The organism is Pseudomonas panipatensis, assembly GCF_900099785.1.
GTDB lineage: Bacteria > Pseudomonadota > Gammaproteobacteria > Pseudomonadales > Pseudomonadaceae > Pseudomonas > Pseudomonas panipatensis.
Genome location: NZ_FNDS01000001.1, coordinates 350,923 through 369,093 on the forward strand (window position 1 = coordinate 350,923; position 18,171 = coordinate 369,093).

17 protein-coding genes are annotated in these 18,171 nt (G+C 62.6%); 15 read left to right on the forward strand and 2 right to left on the reverse strand.

Annotated features, from left to right (window positions below):
• Positions 1-13: 13 nt before the first annotated feature.
• From BLQ74_RS01700 to BLQ74_RS01760, 13 genes are all read left to right on the forward strand, one after another.
• Positions 14-826: a CheR family methyltransferase gene (locus tag BLQ74_RS01700; RefSeq protein ID WP_425287474.1), complete on the forward strand. Its 813-nt coding sequence runs from the start codon at positions 14-16 to the stop codon at positions 824-826.
• Between the two features lie 347 nt (positions 827-1,173).
• On the forward strand, positions 1,174-1,581 hold the full coding sequence (gene flgB, locus BLQ74_RS01705; RefSeq protein ID WP_090260184.1) for a flagellar basal body rod protein FlgB: 408 nt from the start codon (positions 1,174-1,176) through the stop codon (positions 1,579-1,581).
• 5 nt (positions 1,582-1,586) lie between these two features.
• Entirely contained in the window at positions 1,587-2,027 is a 441-nt protein-coding gene (gene flgC, locus BLQ74_RS01710; RefSeq protein ID WP_090260186.1) for a flagellar basal body rod protein FlgC, read from the forward strand.
• A 16-nt stretch (positions 2,028-2,043) separates the two neighbouring features.
• Entirely contained in the window at positions 2,044-2,766 is a 723-nt protein-coding gene (flgD, locus tag BLQ74_RS01715) for a flagellar hook assembly protein FlgD (protein WP_090260188.1), read from the forward strand.
• A 31-nt stretch (positions 2,767-2,797) separates the two neighbouring features.
• Positions 2,798-4,105 (forward strand): flagellar hook protein FlgE, encoded by a 1,308-nt coding sequence (gene flgE, locus BLQ74_RS01720; protein WP_090260190.1) that lies wholly within the window; start codon positions 2,798-2,800, stop codon positions 4,103-4,105.
• 197 nt (positions 4,106-4,302) lie between these two features.
• Positions 4,303-5,052, forward strand: coding sequence for a flagellar basal-body rod protein FlgF (gene flgF / locus BLQ74_RS01725; protein ID WP_090260192.1), 750 nt, complete (start codon positions 4,303-4,305; stop codon positions 5,050-5,052).
• Between the two features lie 46 nt (positions 5,053-5,098).
• Positions 5,099-5,884 carry a flagellar basal-body rod protein FlgG gene (gene flgG / locus BLQ74_RS01730; RefSeq protein WP_090260194.1) on the forward strand — a complete coding sequence of 262 codons (786 nt, stop codon included), beginning with the start codon at positions 5,099-5,101 and terminating at the stop codon, positions 5,882-5,884.
• A gap of 57 nt (positions 5,885-5,941) precedes the next feature.
• Complete coding sequence (gene flgH / locus BLQ74_RS01735; RefSeq protein WP_090260195.1) at positions 5,942-6,634, forward strand: flagellar basal body L-ring protein FlgH; 693 nt, start codon at positions 5,942-5,944, stop codon at positions 6,632-6,634.
• A gap of 14 nt (positions 6,635-6,648) precedes the next feature.
• The gene (locus BLQ74_RS01740) at positions 6,649-7,758 is read left to right on the forward strand and encodes a flagellar basal body P-ring protein FlgI (protein WP_090260197.1); all 1,110 of its coding nucleotides are present in this window, start codon (positions 6,649-6,651) and stop codon (positions 7,756-7,758) included.
• Positions 7,759-7,768: 10 nt separating this feature from the next.
• Positions 7,769-8,992: a flagellar assembly peptidoglycan hydrolase FlgJ gene (gene flgJ, locus BLQ74_RS01745; RefSeq protein ID WP_090260199.1), complete on the forward strand. Its 1,224-nt coding sequence runs from the start codon at positions 7,769-7,771 to the stop codon at positions 8,990-8,992.
• Positions 8,993-9,015: 23 nt separating this feature from the next.
• Positions 9,016-11,013, forward strand: coding sequence for a flagellar hook-associated protein FlgK (flgK, locus tag BLQ74_RS01750; RefSeq protein WP_090260201.1), 1,998 nt, complete (start codon positions 9,016-9,018; stop codon positions 11,011-11,013).
• Positions 11,014-11,023: 10 nt separating this feature from the next.
• Complete coding sequence (locus BLQ74_RS01755; protein WP_090260203.1) at positions 11,024-12,613, forward strand: flagellar hook-associated protein 3; 1,590 nt, start codon at positions 11,024-11,026, stop codon at positions 12,611-12,613.
• A gap of 23 nt (positions 12,614-12,636) precedes the next feature.
• Positions 12,637-13,245, forward strand: coding sequence for a class I SAM-dependent methyltransferase (locus BLQ74_RS01760; protein ID WP_090260206.1), 609 nt, complete (start codon positions 12,637-12,639; stop codon positions 13,243-13,245).
• 75 nt (positions 13,246-13,320) lie between these two features.
• Here BLQ74_RS01760 and BLQ74_RS01765 read toward each other — a convergent pair whose 3' ends face one another.
• The gene (locus BLQ74_RS01765) at positions 13,321-14,634 is read right to left on the reverse strand and encodes an FkbM family methyltransferase (protein ID WP_090260209.1); all 1,314 of its coding nucleotides are present in this window, start codon (positions 14,632-14,634) and stop codon (positions 13,321-13,323) included.
• A gap of 24 nt (positions 14,635-14,658) precedes the next feature.
• Positions 14,659-16,296: a tetratricopeptide repeat protein gene (locus BLQ74_RS01770; protein ID WP_090260211.1), complete on the reverse strand. Its 1,638-nt coding sequence runs from the start codon at positions 16,294-16,296 to the stop codon at positions 14,659-14,661.
• Between the two features lie 218 nt (positions 16,297-16,514).
• Between BLQ74_RS01770 and BLQ74_RS01775 the strand changes: the two genes are divergently transcribed.
• Both BLQ74_RS01775 and BLQ74_RS01780 read left to right on the forward strand, forming a co-directional pair.
• Positions 16,515-17,657 carry a flagellin N-terminal helical domain-containing protein gene (locus BLQ74_RS01775; protein ID WP_090260215.1) on the forward strand — a complete coding sequence of 381 codons (1,143 nt, stop codon included), beginning with the start codon at positions 16,515-16,517 and terminating at the stop codon, positions 17,655-17,657.
• A 78-nt stretch (positions 17,658-17,735) separates the two neighbouring features.
• Positions 17,736-18,095 (forward strand): flagellar protein FlaG, encoded by a 360-nt coding sequence (locus tag BLQ74_RS01780; RefSeq protein WP_090260217.1) that lies wholly within the window; start codon positions 17,736-17,738, stop codon positions 18,093-18,095.
• Positions 18,096-18,171 lie beyond the last annotated feature (76 nt).

The window sequence follows — 18,171 nt, forward strand, 5'->3', positions numbered from 1 at the left end:
GACATCAACCAATATGGAATTCGAGCTGTTCCGGGATTTCCTGGAAAAGACCTGCGGCATCGTGCTCGGTGCCAACAAGCAGTACCTGGTCGCCAGCCGCCTCAACAAGTTGATGGAGCAGCAGGGTATCAAGACGCTCGGCGAACTGGTGCAGAAGGTCCAGGGACCGGCGCGCGGGCAGCTGCGTGAACTGGTGGTGGATGCCATGACCACCAATGAAACCCTGTGGTTCCGTGATACCTATCCCTTCGAAGTGCTGAAGAACCGCATTCTTCCCGAGATGATCAAGGCCAGTCCGGGGCAGCGCCTGCGCATCTGGTCCGCTGCCTGCTCGTCCGGGCAGGAACCCTATTCGTTGTCGATGAGCATCGACGAGTTCGAGCGAACCAACCTGGGCCAGCTCAAGGCCGGCGTGCAGATCGTCGCGACCGACCTGTCCGGCTCCATGCTCAGTGCGGCCCGCGCCGGCGAGTACGACAGTCTGGCCATGGGGCGTGGCTTGGCCCAGGAGCGCCTGGTGCGCTACTTCGACCAGAAGGCACCCGGACGCTGGGCGGTGAAGCCTGCCATCAAGAGTCGCGTGGAATTCCGCGCGCTGAATCTGCTGGACAGTTACGCGACCCTCGGTAAGTTCGACCTGATCTTCTGCCGCAACGTGCTCATCTACTTCTCCGCCGAAATCAAGCGCGACATCCTGTTGCGCATGCACGCGGCACTCAAGCCGGGCGGCTATCTGTTCCTTGGTGCTTCCGAGGCGCTCAATGGCCTGCCGGACCATTATCAGATGGTCCAGTGCAATCCCGGCATCATCTACAAGGCCAAATAGAGGCTGCTGCGGCCGGTCCTCGCCCCGGCCGTCATCGCGCGTCGCTGCCCGTCGAGGGGCAGTCGCGCCAATCCTTCAGGTGCTCGAGGCGCGTGTCGCGGAGTCGTTCCGCGAGGCGTCGGCGAGGTCGCCTTGCCGCTTTCCTGCCGCGTTGCCGGCGATTCCTTGCCAGTTATCGATCGATCCAGACCTTGCCGCCTAGCGGAAAGGCTTTGCCGCTTGCCGCGCATTGCCGCTTTTTGCTAGTCCATTATTAACTCAAGATATTGATTTATAAGGATTTAATTTATTGGCACGCACCTTGCTGAAGTGATGGCAAGCCCACATCGGCAAACAGGTTCGTGACCATGAGCATCAGCTTCGACTCCGCCCTCGGCATCCATCCGCAAGCTCTCAGCTTCCGCTCCCAGCGCGCCGAAGTGCTGGCCAATAACCTGGCCAACGCCGATACGCCGAACTACAAGGCTCGCGACCTGGATTTCGCCTCTGTGCTCGCGGCTCAGGTCGACAAGGCCAAGAACGGCACCTTCAGCGCCACGCGGACCAACGCTCGGCACATCGAGGCGGACGGCGTCTCCATGGGCGATGACGGAGTCAAGTACCGCATTCCTTTCCATCCCTCGGTTGACCAGAACACCGTCGACGAACAGGTCGAGCAGTCCAACTACACCCAGAACGCGGTGCAGTTCCAGGCCAGCTTCACCTTCCTCAACAACAAGTTCAAAGGGCTGATGGGCGCCCTGCGCGGAGAGTAATTGCCATGTCGCTTGCCAGTGTCTTCAACATCGCCGGAACCGGCATGAGTGCCCAGACCACCCGTCTGAACACCACGGCGTCGAACATCGCCAACGCCGAGAGCGTCTCCTCGAGCATCGACAAGACCTATCGCGCGCGTCATCCGGTGTTTTCCACCATGTTCCAGCAAGCCCAGGGCGAGCAGGGGTCGCTGTTCGCCGACACCGAACAGGCCGGCAGCGGCGTGCAGGTGCTCGGTGTGATCGAGGATCAGAGCCCGCTGGTACCGCGTTATGAGCCCAACCATCCGGCGGCCGATGCCAACGGCTACGTGTATTACCCGAACGTCAATGTGGTGGAGGAGATGGCCGACATGATCTCCGCCAGCCGTGCGTTCCAGAGCAATGCGGAAATGATGAACACCGCCAAACAGATGATGCAGAAGGTCCTGACCCTGGGGCAGTGAGCCGGAAGGATAGAAAATGACCACCACCTCTAGTACGTCGAACTCGATTCTCTCGGCGCTCAATGGCAGCAGCAAGACCAGTGCGTCCAGTTCTACCGGTTCGTCCAGTTCCAGTAGCTCAAGCACCGGAACCTCGGCCCTGGGCAAGGACTCCTTCCTGCAGTTGCTGGTGACCCAGATGAATAACCAGAACCCGCTGGATCCTCAGGACAATACCCAGTTCGTTTCCCAACTGGCGCAGTTCAGCAGTCTGGAGAGCATGCAGAACCTGGATACCACCCTGGGCTCCTTCTACTCCTCGTTCCAGTCTTCGCAGGCGTTGCAGGCGTCTTCGCTGGTGGGGCGCTCGGTGATCGTCAGTTCCAGTCAGGCGCAACTCGACACACCCAGCTCGGGGCTCAGTGGCTCCCTGGTGATGCCGTCCGCCGGCGATGGTGTGTCGGTGAAAATCTACAACGACTCCGGTGACCTGGTGCGCACCATCGATATGGGCAGCCAGAAGAGCGGCAACATCAGCTTCAACTGGGATGGCAAGGACGATAGCGGCAACCTGGTGAATGCCGGTGCCTACACCTTCAAGGCCGCGGCCACGCTGGATGGGACCAACACGGCGCTGACCACCTACCTGCCCGCCACCGTCAATAGCGTGACCCTCGGCCAGAACGGCGCGGACATGACTCTCAATCTTGCTGGCATCGGCAGTGTTTCCGCCTCCAGCGTTCAGACCATCGGAAAATAACCACGCCGTCCTTCGGCAAGGGAGCTGATCTATGTCTTTCAATACCGCCCTGAGTGGATTGAATGCCGCAAGCACGGATCTCAACGTGACCGGCAACAACATCGCCAACGTCGGCACGACGGGCTTCAAGTCGTCGCGCACGGAGTTCGCCGATCTCTATGCGTCTTCCATGCTTGGCACGGGGCGCAATGCCGTGGGCAACGGGGTGATCACTCAGTCGGTTTCCCAGCAGTTCACTCAGGGCAACCTGACCAGCACCGGCAGAAGTCTGGACCTGGCCATCAGCGGCAATGGCTTCTTCATGACCAGTGACAACGGTAGCCGCCTGTACACCCGCAACGGCACCTTCAATACCGATGCTGCCGGCTATATCGTCGACGGCTCCGGCAACCGCCTGCAGGGCTATGGGACAAATGCCACCGGTTCCATCGTCAATGGCGTGATCACCGATCTCAAGGTGAATACTGCCAACCAGGCGCCGAATGCCACCTCGAAGATCACCTCGACGCTGAGTCTGAACTCCGCTGCGAGTACCCCGGTCACCACGCCGTTCAGTGCCAGCGACTCGAGCACTTACAACTGGTCGACCTCGGTGGATATCTATGACTCCCAGGGCAACTCGCACACCATGTCGAATTATTTCGTCAAGGACAGCAGCAACAACTGGAGCATGTACACCCTGGTCGACGGTCGCTCGCCTACCGACCCGACCAGCACCACGCCGCTGACCAGCCAGTTGACGTTCAGCAGCGCCGGTCAACTGACCGGGGTCGCCTCGACCGGGATGACGGTCAATGCGGACAACACCCTGACGCTCAGTGGCTGGGTGCCGGCGTCGATCACCGACTCCACCACCAGTCCGGTGACCTGGGGCGCCAACGGTGCGGCGGCAGCTACCGGGGGAATCAGCCTGGACCTGACCAAGACCACGCAGACCAATGCCAGCTTCGCGGTGACCGCGGTGACCCAGGATGGCTACGCCACCGGGCAGATGTCCGGCCTCTCGGTGAATCAGGATGGGCAGATGTACGCCACCTATACCAACGGCCAGTCCAAGGTGATCGGTCAGGTGATCCTGGCCAACTTCGCCAATACCCAGGGGCTGACCCCGGTCGGCAATACCGCCTGGAAGCAGTCGCTGGCGTCCGGTGAGGCGGTGATAGGCACGCCGACCTCTGGCACCCTGGGTTCGGTGGGGTCCGGTTCGCTGGAGGAGTCCAACGTCGACCTGACCGCGCAATTGGTCAATCTGATCGTCGCGCAGCGTAACTATCAGGCCAACGCCAAGACGGTCCAGACCGAGAGCACCATTTCCGACGCCATCATCAATATCCGTTAACGGCGCGGCGGCAACGTCCCTTGCCGCTGGCGGCAGCCTCTCGCCGCCAGCGTGCCCTTCAGGCTCCTTCGGGAGCCTTTTGTTTTTTATATTTCCTTGTAAATCAATGATTTATTGATTTGTTTCGAGTTTGGCACAGCCCTTGCTGAAGCCCCTTCAGGATCGTCGGGCAAGTGACCCGGCCTTGGAGGATTGCCTTGGACAGAATGCTGTATGTCGCGATGAGCGGAGCGAGCCAGAACACCCTGGCCATGCAGGCTCACGCCAACAACCTGGCGAACATTTCCACTACCGGCTTTCGCCGTGATTTCGAGCAGGCCCGCGCCATGCCGGTCTTCGGCGACAGCTTCCCGGCGCGTGTCTTCGCCATGAGCGAGCGACCGGCCACTGACTTCACCGCCGGCAGCCTGCAGGAAACCGGGCGCGATCTGGATGTCGCCGCCAAGGGCAATGCCTGGATTGCCGTGCAGGCGCCGGATGGCGGTGAAGCCTACGTGCGCACCGGCAGCCTGGAGATCGATGCGTTCGGCCAACTGCGCACCGGCGATGGTTTGCCGGTCATGGGCAATGGCGGGCCGATTGCCGTGCCGCCGGAAGAAAAGGTGGAGATCGGCGAAGACGGCACCATCACCATTCGCGGTCAGGGCAACAACCCTAACGCGCTGGCCAGCGTCGACCGTATCAAGCTGGTCACCCCGGACCCCAAGCAATTGGAAAAAGGCGCCGATGGCCTGGTCCGCGTCAAGAAACAGCCGGGGCAGCAAGCGCTGCAGGCCGACGCCAATGCTTCGGTGCAGTCCGGCTTCCTCGAATCGAGCAACGTCAACGCGGTGGAAGAGATGACCTCGATCCTCGCGCTGTCCCGTCAATTCGAGCTCCACGTGAAGATGATGCGTACCGCCGAGGACGATTCCGCGGCGATGGCGCGGGTTTTGCAATTTAGCTAATCACCAGTTCGAGGCGCCATGAATCCGGCGCCCGAGGAGAACCGATATGCTTCCGGCTCTGTGGGTCAGCAAGACGGGCCTGTCCGCCCAGGACATGAACCTGACCACCATTTCCAACAACCTGGCGAACGTTTCGACCACGGGGTTCAAGCGCGATCGCGCGGAATTCCAGGATCTGCTGTATCAGATCAAACGCCAGCCGGGCGCCCAGTCCACCCAGAACACGCAGTTGCCCTCCGGCCTGCAACTGGGGACTGGCGTGCGCATCGTCGGTACGCAAAAGAACTTCACCGCCGGCAGCCTGCAGACCACCGACAACCCCTTGGACATGGCGGTCAACGGTCGTGGCTTCTTCCAGGTACTGACCCCGGACGGCACCGTTGCCTATACCCGTGACGGCAGCTTCCACCTGAACTCCGACGGTCAGATCGTCACCTCCAACGGCAATGCCCTGGAGCCGGCGATCGTGGTTCCTGCGCAGACCCAGACCTTCACCGTCGGCCAGGACGGCACTGTCTCGGTCACCGTCGCCGGCAGCTCCACGCCGCAGATCATCGGCAACATCCAGACCGCCGATTTCATCAACCCGGCTGGCTTGCAGGCGATCGGCAACAACCTGTTCCTGGAGACCGGCTCCAGCGGCTCGCCGCAAGCCGGCACCCCCGGCCTGAATGGCCTGGGCACCGTGCAACAGAACACCCTAGAAAACTCCAACGTCAGCGTGGTGGAGGAGATGGTCAACATGATCACCACCCAGCGCGCCTATGAGATGAACTCCAAAGTCATCTCCACCGCCGACCAGATGCTGTCGTTCGTGACCCAGAACCTTTGATGAATGACGGAGCCGCATGGCTCCGGTGCTAGTGGCTCTCCCCGAGAGGTAGTTGTAATGAACCGTTTCCATCTTCTTCCGCTGCTGGCGATCACTGCGCTGGCCGGGTGCGTCAGTCCTCCGCCGAAACCGGACGACCCCTATTACGCCCCGGTCATGCCGCGTACGCCGATGCCGGCCGCGCAGAACAACGGTTCCATCTACCAGTCGGGTTTCGACAACAACCTGTATGGCGACCGCAAGGCCTTCCGTATCGGTGACATCATCACCATCACCCTCAACGAGAAGACCCAGGCAAGCAAGGCGGCCAACTCGGACGTTGCCAAGGACAGCAACTCCAAGATCGGCGTGACCTCGTTGTTCGGCGGCAGCGCCACCACCAACAACCCGTTGGGGGGCGCCGACCTCAGCCTGGGCGCCGAATACAATGGCACCCGCGAGTCCAAGGGCAACAGCAAGGCCGGGCAGAGCAATAGCCTGACCGGTTCGATCACCGTCACCGTGGCCGACGTGATGCCCAACGGCATCCTCGCCGTGCGCGGCGAGAAGTGGATGACCCTGAACACCGGCAACGAGCTGGTGCGCATCGCCGGGCTGATCCGCGCCGACGACATCGCCACCGACAACACCGTGTCTTCGACCCGTGTGGCCGATGCGCGCATCACCTACTCGGGCACCGGCTCCTTCGCCGACGCCAGCCAGCCGGGTTGGCTCGATCGCTTCTTCCTCAGCCCGCTGTGGCCGTTCTGAGCAGGTGGCCTGAGATGTCGATGTTCTCCCGCATCCTCTTCATTCTCGGCCTGGCCGGGCTGGCCTTCGCCGCCCAGGCCGAACGCCTGAAGGACATCGCCAGCATCCAGGGCGTGCGCAGCAACCAACTGATCGGCTACGGCCTGGTGGTCGGCCTCGACGGCACCGGCGACCAGACCACGCAGACGCCCTTCACCCTGCAGACCTTCAACAACATGCTGGCGCAGTTCGGTATCAAGGTGCCGGCCGGCAGCGGCAACGTGCAATTGAAGAACGTCGCCGCGGTGTCGGTTCACGCCGATCTGCCGGCTTTCGCCAAGCCCGGGCAGACCATCGACATCACCGTGTCCTCCATCGGCAACGCCAAGAGCCTGCGCGGTGGCAGCCTGTTGATGACCCAGCTCAAGGGCATCGATGGCCAGACCTACGCGGTGGCCCAGGGCAACCTGGTGGTCGGTGGCTTCGATGCCGAAGGTCGCGACGGCTCGAAGATCACCGTCAACGTCCCCTCGGCCGGGCGCATTCCCTCCGGCGCCACCGTCGAGCGGACGGTGCCGAGTGGTTTCGACCAGGGCAACACCCTGACCCTGAACCTCAACCGTCCGGACTTCACTACCGCCAAGCACATCGTCGATCGCATCAACGACATGCTCGGCCCAGGCGTGGCCCAGGCCATCGATGGCGGCTCCGTGCGGGTCAGCGCGCCGCTCGATCCGAACCAGCGGGTGGATTACATGTCGGTGCTGGAGAACCTGGAAATCCAGTCCGGCGAGGCGGTGGCCAAGGTCATCATCAACTCGCGTACCGGCACCATCGTCATCGGCCAGAACGTGCGTGTGTCGCCGGCGGCGGTGACCCACGGCAGCCTGACGGTGACCATTACCGAAGACCCGATCGTCAGCCAGCCCGGCCCGCTTTCCAACGGCCAGACCGCCGTGGTGCCGCGCTCGCGGGTCAATGCGCAGCAGGAGGCCAAACCGATGTTCAAATTCGGCCCGGGCACCACGCTGGATGAAATCGTCCGTGCGGTGAATCAGGTGGGCGCCGCGCCCAGCGACCTGATGGCCATCCTCGAAGCCCTCAAGCAGGCCGGCGCGTTGCAGGCCGAACTGATCGTCATCTGAGGTCGCCACCATGGACGCACGACTGCTCAACTCCGCTACCAGCACTGGCGACAGCCAGGCCTACACCGACCTCAACCGTCTCAGCCAGCTGAAGACCGGCGACCGCAACAGCCAGGGCAATATCCGCAAGGTGTCCCAGGAATTCGAGTCGCTGTTCCTCAACGAAATGCTCAAGTCGATGCGCTCGGCCAACGACGTGTTCGCCAAGGACAACTTCCTCAACAGCGAAACCAGCAAGCAGTACCAGGACATGTACGACCAGCAGCTCTCCGTCTCGCTGTCGCGCAGCGGCCACGGAATCGGCCTGGCCGACGTACTGGTCAAGCAGATGGAACAGATGCAGGGCGTGCGCCACACCGGCGGCAATCCGTTCGCCCAGGGGCAGAACCAGTTGCAGGCCGGCAGCCAGGCGCAGGGCCTGCAAGGCCGCCAGCAGCAGACCAGCCAGTGGTCGGCCAGCGGCAAGGCCTTGCCGGTTCCGCAAGCCGGCCGCGACGACCGCCAGGCACTGAACTCGCGCCGCCTGGCGCTGCCGGGCAAGCTTGCCGATCGTCTCCTCGCCGGTATCACTCCGGGCGCCAGCGGCACTGCCGGCGACGCTCAGGGCAATGCGCTGGCGGCGACCGACTGGAGCAGCGACAAGCGTTACGCGGGGACGGGCAACGCGCAGAGCCTGTCCAGCGATTCGGGCAGCCGCTATGCCCAGCCACCGCTGCAGCCGGGCAAGCCGATGTTCGCCTCGGCCGACGATTTCGTCGCCGCCATGCTGCCGATGGCTGAACGCGCGGCCAAGCGCATCGGTGTCGATCCCCGTTATCTGGTGGCTCAGGCCGCGCTGGAAACCGGCTGGGGCAAATCGATGATCGTGCAGCGCGATGGCAGCAGCAGCCATAACCTGTTCGGCATCAAGAGCGGCTCCAACTGGGGCGGCGCATCCGCGCGCGCGCTGACCAGCGAGTACGAGAATGGCAAGCAGGTCAAGGAAGTGGCGTCCTTCCGTGCCTATGATTCCTTCGAGCAGAGCTTCCAGGATTACGTCAGCTTCCTGCAGAACAACGACCGCTATCAGGGCGCACTGGATTCCGCCGCGCGCCCCGACCAGTTCATGAAGGAGCTGCAGCGCGCCGGCTACGCCACCGATCCGCAGTACGCCCGCAAGGTCTCCCAAATCGCAAAGCAGATGCAGGTCTATCAGGCTGTGGCCATGTCCGACAGCTCGACTCGCGTTCTGTAAATGGAGTGCTCTAAGGAAAGCTCATGAACCTGCTGTCCATAGGACTGTCCGGCCTCAACGCCTCGCAAACGGCGCTGACCACCACCGGCAACAACATCACCAACGTCGATACGGCCGGCTATACCCGCCAGCAATCGATGCAGACCACGTCGGCCTCACAGTTCGCCGGGCAGTACTACATCGGTACCGGTACCACGGTGCAGGACGTGCGCCGCTTGTACAGCGAGTTCATGAATAACCAGTTGCGCAGTTCCACGGCGGTGAACAGCGATGCGCAGACCTACCTGACCCAGGTGAACCAGGTCGATTCGCTGCTCTCGGACAGTTCCACCGGCCTGTCTTCGGTCATGCAGAATTTCTTCGCCTCCCTGCAGACTGCCGCCGGCAGTCCCACCGATGTCGCTTCGCGGCAGTTGGTCCTGACCCAGGCCGGCAACCTGGCGCAACGCTTCAACTCCATCTCCACCCAGTTGGGTACGCAGAACAGCTACGTCAATACGCAGATGGAGAGCATCGCCGGTCAGGTCACCGATCTGGCCAAGACGATCGCCCAGTACAACCAGGCGATCACCGCGGCCTCGGCCAGCGGCGCCAACCCCAATGATCTGCTGGACAAGCGCGACCAGGCGGTGGCGCAGCTGTCGAGCATGATTGGCGTCAGCGTGGTCAAGCAGGACAGCAGCTACAACCTCTATCTGGGGTCGGGGCAGCCGCTGGTGGTGGGCAGCAAGTCGGCGGCCCTGAGCGCCGGCCCGAGCGCGACCAACCCCGGGCAGGATAGCCTGACCCTGACTATGGGCAATGCCAGCCTCGATGTGACCTCGGTGGTCACCGGCGGCCAGATGGGGGGGCTGCTGCGCTATCGCAACGAGGTCCTGCAACCGACCCAGAACGAACTGGGGCGCATGTCCATCGTCCTCGCCGACACCATGAACAGCCAACTGGCCCAGGGGCTAGACCTCAATGGCAACTTCGGCGCGGGGCTGTTCAAGGACATCAACGACGCCAGCGTGATCGGCAATCGCAGTCTGGCCAATACCAACAATACCGGCACCGGCAACCTCAATGTCAGTATCGATAAAAGCAGCGCGCTGACCACCAGCGACTACGAGGTGACCTTTACCTCGTCCACCGCCTACACGGTCAAGCGCAGTTCCGATGGCAAGGTCATGGGCAGTGGCGACCTCACCGACAATCCGCCCGCGGAGTTCGATGGCTTCAGCATCAGCCAGCAAAGCGTCGGAACCATCCAGGCGGGGGACCGTTTCACGCTGATCCCGACCCGTACCGCGTCCGCCGACATCTCTGTGGCGATGACCGATGCCAATCGCCTGGCCTTCGCTTCGCCGCTGGTGGCCACCACGACCACGGGCAACATCGGCAGCGGCACCATCAGCTCGACGAGCCTGACCACCAAGCTGGACGCCAGTAACGCCAGCACCATGCCAGCGGCGATCCAGTCGGGCTTGCCGGTCAAGCTGGTGTTCGATGCGGCCAGTGCTGGCACGCAGAGCTATACGGTCTACGACTCCGCGGGTAACAGCATCGGCACCGGCAATATCGTGCCGGGGCAAAGCAATGACCTCAGCGTCACCGTTGCCGGTACACCCTCGTTCAGCTTCCAGACCACCATCGCGGGTTACCCGGGGCAGGGTGACAGCTTCACCGTCGGCTTCAACGCTAACGGGGACGCCGACAACAGCAATGGGCAGAAACTCATCGATCTACAGAGTGCCAAGACCGTCGGCAGTGGTACCGGCAGCGGCAGCGGCATGAGCCTGACCGGTGCCTACAGCAGCCTGACCGAAACGGTCGGCGCCCAGGCCAACCAGGCGCAACTGGATGCCACGGCGACCAGCGCGGTGCTGGATCAGGCGCAAAGCAACCGCGACTCGCTGTCAGCGGTGAACCTCGACGAAGAGGCAGCCAACCTGGTGAAGTTCCAGCAGTACTACACGGCCTCCGCGCAGATCATCAAGACCGCGCAGACGCTCTTCGACACCTTGATCAACAACATTTGAGGCGGCCGTGATGCGTATCTCCACTCCGCAGATCTTCAGCTCCAACATCGACGGTTATCAGCGCGGCTACTCCAGCATCGCCAAGACCCAGCAACAGATATCCAGCGGCGTGCGTATCCAGACCCCGGCCGACGATCCGGTCGGTTCCGCGCGCTTGCTGCAATTGCAGCAGCAGCAGGCGCTGCTCACCCAGTACAGCGGCAACATGACCACCGCGACCAACAGCCTGAACCAGGAACAGAGCGTTCTCGACTCGATCAATACCGCGCTGCAGCGCGCCCGCGAGCTGACCTTGCAGGCCGGCGATGGCTCGCTGACCGACGAGGACCGCGGCGCCCTCAGCGACGAACTGGGGCAGGTCCAGAAGCAACTGCTGACGCTGATGAACAGCAAGGATGCCAGTGGCAACTACCTGTTCTCCGGCAGCAAGAGCACCGTTCAGCCGTTCATCCTCAATGCCGATGGCACCTATAGCTATCAAGGCGACCAGAGTTCGCTGAGCCTGCAGGTCTCGGACAACCTGCTGTTGTCCACCAACGATAATGGCTGGAGCATCTTCGAGATGGCCAGCAATGCCAGCCGCACCATCAGCTCGATGACCAACAACCCCAACGCGGATGGCACTCAGCGGGTCTTCCTGTCCCAGGGTAACGTCAATAACGACTCGACCTACAATGCCTCGTTCCGCGCCGGCGCGCCCTATACCCTGAAGGTGCTCAGCGGTACGCAGTACCAGATTCTCGACAGCAGCGGCAACGATGTCACCAGCGAGGCGAACAGCAACGGTACCTACGATGCGACCTCCACCGACAGCAACAGCATCGTGTTCCGGGGCGCGCAGTTCCAGCTCGACGTGTCCTTGGCCAGCGGTGACAGCAGCTCGGCCATGAACTCGCTGGTCAGTGGCTACAGCTTCAGCTTCGGCGTAGCGCCGGACAGCATTTCCACCAAGCGTTCCGCCGCCAATACCTCGACCGCGCAGATCACCTCGGCCACGGTGAGCAACAGCACCGCCTATACCACGCAGTTCCCCAGCAGCGGTGTGCAGCTCAAGTTCACCAGCGCCACCAGCTACGATGTCTACGCGTTGCCGGCCAGCCCCGGGTCGACACCGATGTCGAGCGGCACCCTGGGCGCGACCTTCCCGCAGACCATCAGCGTGGCCGGCGTGGACATGTCGATCAGCGCGGCGCCAGCCAGCGGCGACCAGTTCAGCGTGACCGCCAACACCCAGGAGCGGCAGAACATCCTCAACACCATCGGCCAGTTGCGTAACGCGTTGAGCACTTCCACCGCCAACGCCCCGCAGGCCCAGTTGAACATCCGCAACATGGTTGCCAGCGCGGTCACCAACATCGACAACGGCATGAACCAGGTGTCGGTGGCGCAATCCTCGGTGGGCGCGCGCTTGAATACGATCGACGTGCTCAGTCAGGAGAACCAAAGCATCAGCCTGACCAACACCACGACCCAATCCTCGATTCGCGATACCGACATGGCCGAAGCCACCTCCAAGCTGGTGCTGCAACAGACCATGCTCGAGGCGGCCCAGGCCTCCTTCGCGCGGATCAGCCAGTTGAGCCTGTTCAACAAGCTCTGAAATCACCTGACGGGAGAATGTAAATGGCGACGCTGGAAGACCTGGCCGCGTTCTGGAATGCCGAGGGCCTGGACCACGTCATCCCGGAAGTGGGTGGTGAGTTCCCCGAGGGATTCGATGTGCGCTTGATGCTCGGGCAGATCATCGATGCGAGTGCGGGCGTGCTGGAGGTGGGTTGCGGTTATGGTCGCCTGTGCCGGGCGTTTCCGCCGGAGCGTTACCTGGGGGTCGACGTCAATGCGTCGGCGGTGTCGGCTGCGCGCGAGCGCCATCCCGAATACCGCTTCGAGCGTATAGAGCCCGGCGTGGCCTTGCCCAGGGCAGGCACTGCACTGATCTACACCGTGGCGTGCCACATTCCCGATGAGGAGTTAGGGCGCTTCCTGGCCCCCATCTGCGCAGCCGTGGACTCGGTGGTGATCGGGGAGGTGATGGATGAGCGCTGGCGGCGGGACGGTAATCCGCCAATCTTCAATCGTGATCCCGAAGGCTACGTGGGGGCCATGCTGCGCCAGGGCTTCGAACTCGAGCGCTATGGCAAGATCACTTACGCGCGCTACGACACGCCGGCATTCAATGTCGGGCGCGATGTACGCCTGACCCTCCACGTCTACCGCCGCCGCTCGGCCTGAGCGCTGGCGCCGTTCGCTCGGCGGCGCCCGTCGCAACGCCGCCTGGCCAGACCAGGCGGCGTGCTTCCTCCAACGTCAGGCTTTCTCCGCCGCCACTAACAGGTAGTTGCTGCTGAGGCTGTAGTCGAAGCTGCGTACGACCCGGTAGGCGTTGCGTTCGGCCCAGGCGAGGAGGGCGGTTTTGTTTTCGTTGAGCGCGCGGACCAGGATCAGTGGCCGCGTTCTTTCGATCAACCGTTGCGCGCCACGCAGGATCAGCAGCTCATGGCCTCGGCGGTCCACCCGCAGCAGGTCGCAGCCGCCATCCGGGTGCAGGCTGTCCAGGGCGACACCCAGCGGGCTGATGTAGTCCCTCAACTCCATCCGGCCGAACAACTGCTGTTCTGGCGCCGGGTTGTCGGGGCCCGCGCCTATCGTGGCGCAGTGGGCGCGGTAGGCCGCTTCGTCCAGACCGTTCAGGCGCAGGTTGTACTCCAGGAATGCGGCCAGTGTTTCGTCTGCCTCGTAGCTGTCCAGCTCGCCCGCCCCCGCGATGCAGGCGAAGAACAGCGCGTGGCTGCCGATGTGACCGCCGACGTCCAGCACGCGGCTAGCGGCCGGCAGCCGAGGAAGAATCTCCGCCAGTTCGCCGGCCTCGTGAAGTTGTTCGCCGGCCAGCAGGCCTTGTACGGGGTCCAGGGTGTTGCTCAGGCGGAGCGCCAGGGTCGTTCCGTTCAAGGGGATCGAGGCGACGACGTCATTGTCGCGGCAGAAGTCCGAGAACACCCGGTTGATCGCTGCGCGCCAGTCACCGCCATGGGCGGAGCGGGGGCCGCTGGAGTGTTGTCCGCGGACATTGAGGAACAGCGGGGTATCGATCTTGATGCAGCGCTGGTTTTTCCACAGGCGCAGGTAGTAGTCGAAGTCTTCGCCGGTATCCATCTGCGTGTCGAAGGGATAGCGCGCGGCCACCTCCTGGCGCACGAAATGTCCCATCTGCAAGGTCAGATAGGGATCGTTGAGCAGGACCTGCTCCAGGCTGGTCAGCGGGCTGATCTGCTCGGGACGACGCACAGCCTGGCCGGCCTGGAGATCGGCGACATAGATCGCCCCCCAGATGGCGTCGTAGTCCGCCAGGAGCGCTTCGACATCGCTGAAGGCCGACGGGAGCATGAGATCATCGGCATCGAGGAAGAACAGCCACTCGATACCGCGTTCACCTGCCTCGCGGATTGCCAGGTTGCGGGCATGGGAACGACCGAGCCGGCCCTTCGTATCATCGATCTCGATGATCTGTACCTCCTGGAATGCGCCCAGCCCATGGGCGACGGCGCGTGCCACGGAGTCCTTGGCACGACTGACGATTTCCTGGTGACCGGGACCTACCGGCATGATGACGCAACATTTCATGGTGATTTCTGTCCTCGGTCGCTCTTAGAGAATGCCGTCCGCTTGCAATTGCGCGGCGACGCTGGCCAGCGCGGCATTCCAATCGTTCAGTTCGCGATTGCGTACCCGTTTTACGCTCGGATACCAGTAGCTGGGGCCTTCCTCCAGCCCCCAGCGCCAGTTCGGGTTCAGCGGCAGCAGGGCATAGGTGGGCACGCCGAGCGCCCCGGCCAGGTGGACGGTGGTGTTGTCGATGCTGACCACCGCGTCGAGCGCGGCGATCTGCGCTGCCTGACGGTCCATGTCATAGAGCGGGTCCACCGAGTCGTCATGGTGGATGCTGACGCCATGGGCCAGCGCGCGTTCGCGCTCTTCGCGCGTATCGCCATATTGCAGGTTGATCAGTTGCACGTTCGGCAGCCGGGCCAGGATCCCCAGGCTGTCCAGGCCGATGCGCCGACTCTGCTTTTCGTTCGACACGCTGGTGCCGCCGCGCCAGGACACACCGATCAGGCGCTTGCCGGGGAAGCGTTGCGCATAGTCGGTGCGGATTGCCGCCACCTGTTCGGGGTCTGCCTTCAGGTACTGCTGGCGACGCGGAAAACTTTCCAGCGAAGGGCGCAGCAGGGCGCCCAGGCTACCCATCGGAATGTGATAGTCGCTCTTCGGCCAGGACTGCCGGTGCATGGTCTGCGAACCGTCCTGAGCGGTGCCCTGCAGTTCCCGGCGGATGAACTGGACCGTGGGGAAACTGCGCCTGAAGAGCGCGTCCAGCCGCTCGTAGATTTCGTAGTAGACGGTGCCGCCAAGCGCACTCAGTTCATCCAGCATGCTGGCGAACATGATGTGGTCGCCGATGCCTTGCTCGGCCCAGATCAGCAGTGTTTTTCCCTGCAGTGGCTCACCCTGCCAGCGTGGAATGGAAAAGTGCTGCTCGTGCTCCTTCTGCACCTGCGCCCAGCGCCATTCATAGTGCCGCCAGCCTGACTCGAATTCGCCCAGGCGCAACATCAACAGCGCCAGGTTGTTGTGGGTGGCGACATGTTCGGGCTCCAGGCTGAGGACCTTCGAGTAAGCCGCGAAGGCTTCCCGATAGCGCGCCACCTGCTCCAGGGCCACGGCCAGGTTGAAGTTCAGTGGCACGCTCTCTGGCGCTTGCTCCAGTCCCAGTTGGCAGCAGGCGATGCTCTCGTGGAAGCGTGCGGTGTTGTAGTAGAGCTGTGCGAGGAGGTTCAGCACCTGAGTCTGCTCATGCGCTGGCAAGGGCTGTTCCAGGGTCTTGACCAGCAGCTGTTCGGCCTCGACATGCGACTCGATGCGATTGAGAGCGGCCAGCAGCAGCTTGAAGCGCCAGAGGTTGGGCGCGGCGTCGTACCAGCGCTGGGCTTGTACGAGGTTACCGTTGAATCGCGGGCGCGTGGCCAGTTCATCGAACAACGTGGCGTCGACCTTGTCGTCCTGTGGCAGGGCCAGGGCCTGCTCCACATGCGTCTGGGCGGCAATCTCGTCGCCTTGTTTCAGCAGCAGGCTGGCCAGGTGCGCATGCCCCAGCGCGAGATCCGGCAGGTGTTGCAGCAATTGCTGGTAGAGGCGTATCTGCAGTGGGACGTTCTCGGTCCGCTCTGCATCGTTCAGCGCGTTGGCGATTCGCTGGACTTCGGCCTGGACATTGGGCTTGAACATGGAAAGGAATCCGCCTGGGATGACAATTGCTTGACGTGGTTCGGGGAGGTAGCAAGAACAGGGCCATGCCCCCGAAAGACGAGGTGGCGATAAAAAGTTGAAAAAAACGCTAAAGCAAGATCGGAAGACGACGATAACCCTAACGAAGGTTCTCCAGGCCACTTCGGGCGGTTGCCAAGGCTGGGAGCCACAGTAGCCCAAATTACGAGGATCTCGTCATGGCCCTTACCGTTAACACGAACATTGCCTCGCTTTCCGTTCAGAAGAACCTGAGCAAGGCCGCGAATGCGCTCTCCACCTCGATGACCCGTCTGTCCACCGGCCTGCGCATCAACAGCGCCAAGGACGACGCCGCCGGCTCGCAGATCTCCAACCGTCTGAGCAGCCAAGTGAACGGTCTGGGGGTGGCGGTGAAGAACGCCCAGGATGCCAACTCCATCGCTCAGGCATCCGAAGGCGCCCTGCAGGAGTCCACCAACATCCTGCAGCGCATGCGTGAACTGTCCCTGCAGTCGGCCAACGGCAGCAACAGCTCCGAGGACCAGACCTCCCTGAACCAGGAGTTCAAGTCGCTGACCGCTGAACTGACCCGTATCTCCAAGACCACCACCTTCGGTGGCGGCACCTCCGGTATCAAGCTGCTCGATGGCACCGCCGGCACCAACGGCACCCTGACCTTCCAGGTCGGCGCCAACGCCAACGAAACCATCAGCTTCAGCCTGGGTAACATGGGTGCTTCCGCCCTGAAAGGCACCTCGGCTCTGGCGTCGGCGAACGTGACCTTGACCACTGCTCTGGCATCGGCCAACGCCGTCACCGCCACTGCTGGCACCATGTCGATCGATGGCACCACCGTCAACATCGCCAAGGGTTCGACCACCAAGGACATCATCAGCGCCATCAACACCAACGTCAGTGGTGTTACCGCAACGACTGACAGCACTGGCACCGGCATCATCCTGCACTCGGGCAGCACTATCGTCGTCAGCGCCGGTACCGGTGCGACCGCGGCTACCGCTAGCAGCACCAACACGGTGTCGTCCGCCTACACCGTGCAACAGCTGGACATCACTACTGCCAAGGGTGCTCAGTCCGCCACCCAGGTGATCGACGCTGCGCTGAAGCAGATCGATACCCAGCGTTCCGCCCTGGGTGCTGTACAGAACCGCTTGGATAGCACCATCTCCAACCTGCAGAACGTGTCCCAGAACGCCACCGCTGCGCGCAGTACCATTCAAGACGTGGACTTCGCCTCGGAAACCGCGCAGATGACCAAGCAGCAAACCCTGCAGCAGGCCGCTACCGCGGTTCTCGCCCAGGCCAACCAATTGCCGTCTGCAGTGCTGAAACTGCTGCAGTAACAGGCGTCGTCAAACGATGAAAACCGAGGAAGGGCGCGCCGCGCCCTTCCTTGCTTTGCGTGAGGGAGGTAGAACCTGATGGACAGCAAACTCGTTATTGCTACGTTTCAGGGTGGCGGCGCGACCACCAGCGGACTCCCCGCGTCCCGGCAAATCCCCGCCGACGGCAGCGGCAAGGATCTGCCGCAAAGCGCCAAGGATACGTCGGCCAAACAGCTTCAGGATCTCGGGGCCGCCGTGCGCAGCCTGCAGGACCATGCCCAATCGGTGCAGCGCAACCTGGAGTTTTCGGTGGACCAGGGTAGCGGCGAGACAGTCGTGAAAGTCGTTGCCGCCGATACCGGCGAGGTGATCCGACAGATTCCCTCGGAGGTTGCCTTGAAATTGGCGGAGAGCCTGAAGGAGTCGGGCAATCTGCTATTCAGCGAGCGCGCTTGAAAACTGGCGCGCTTCTTGAATGAGGCTCCTGCAAGCAAGGGCGGGGATGCATCGCCGCCAAAAAATCGATAGGAGT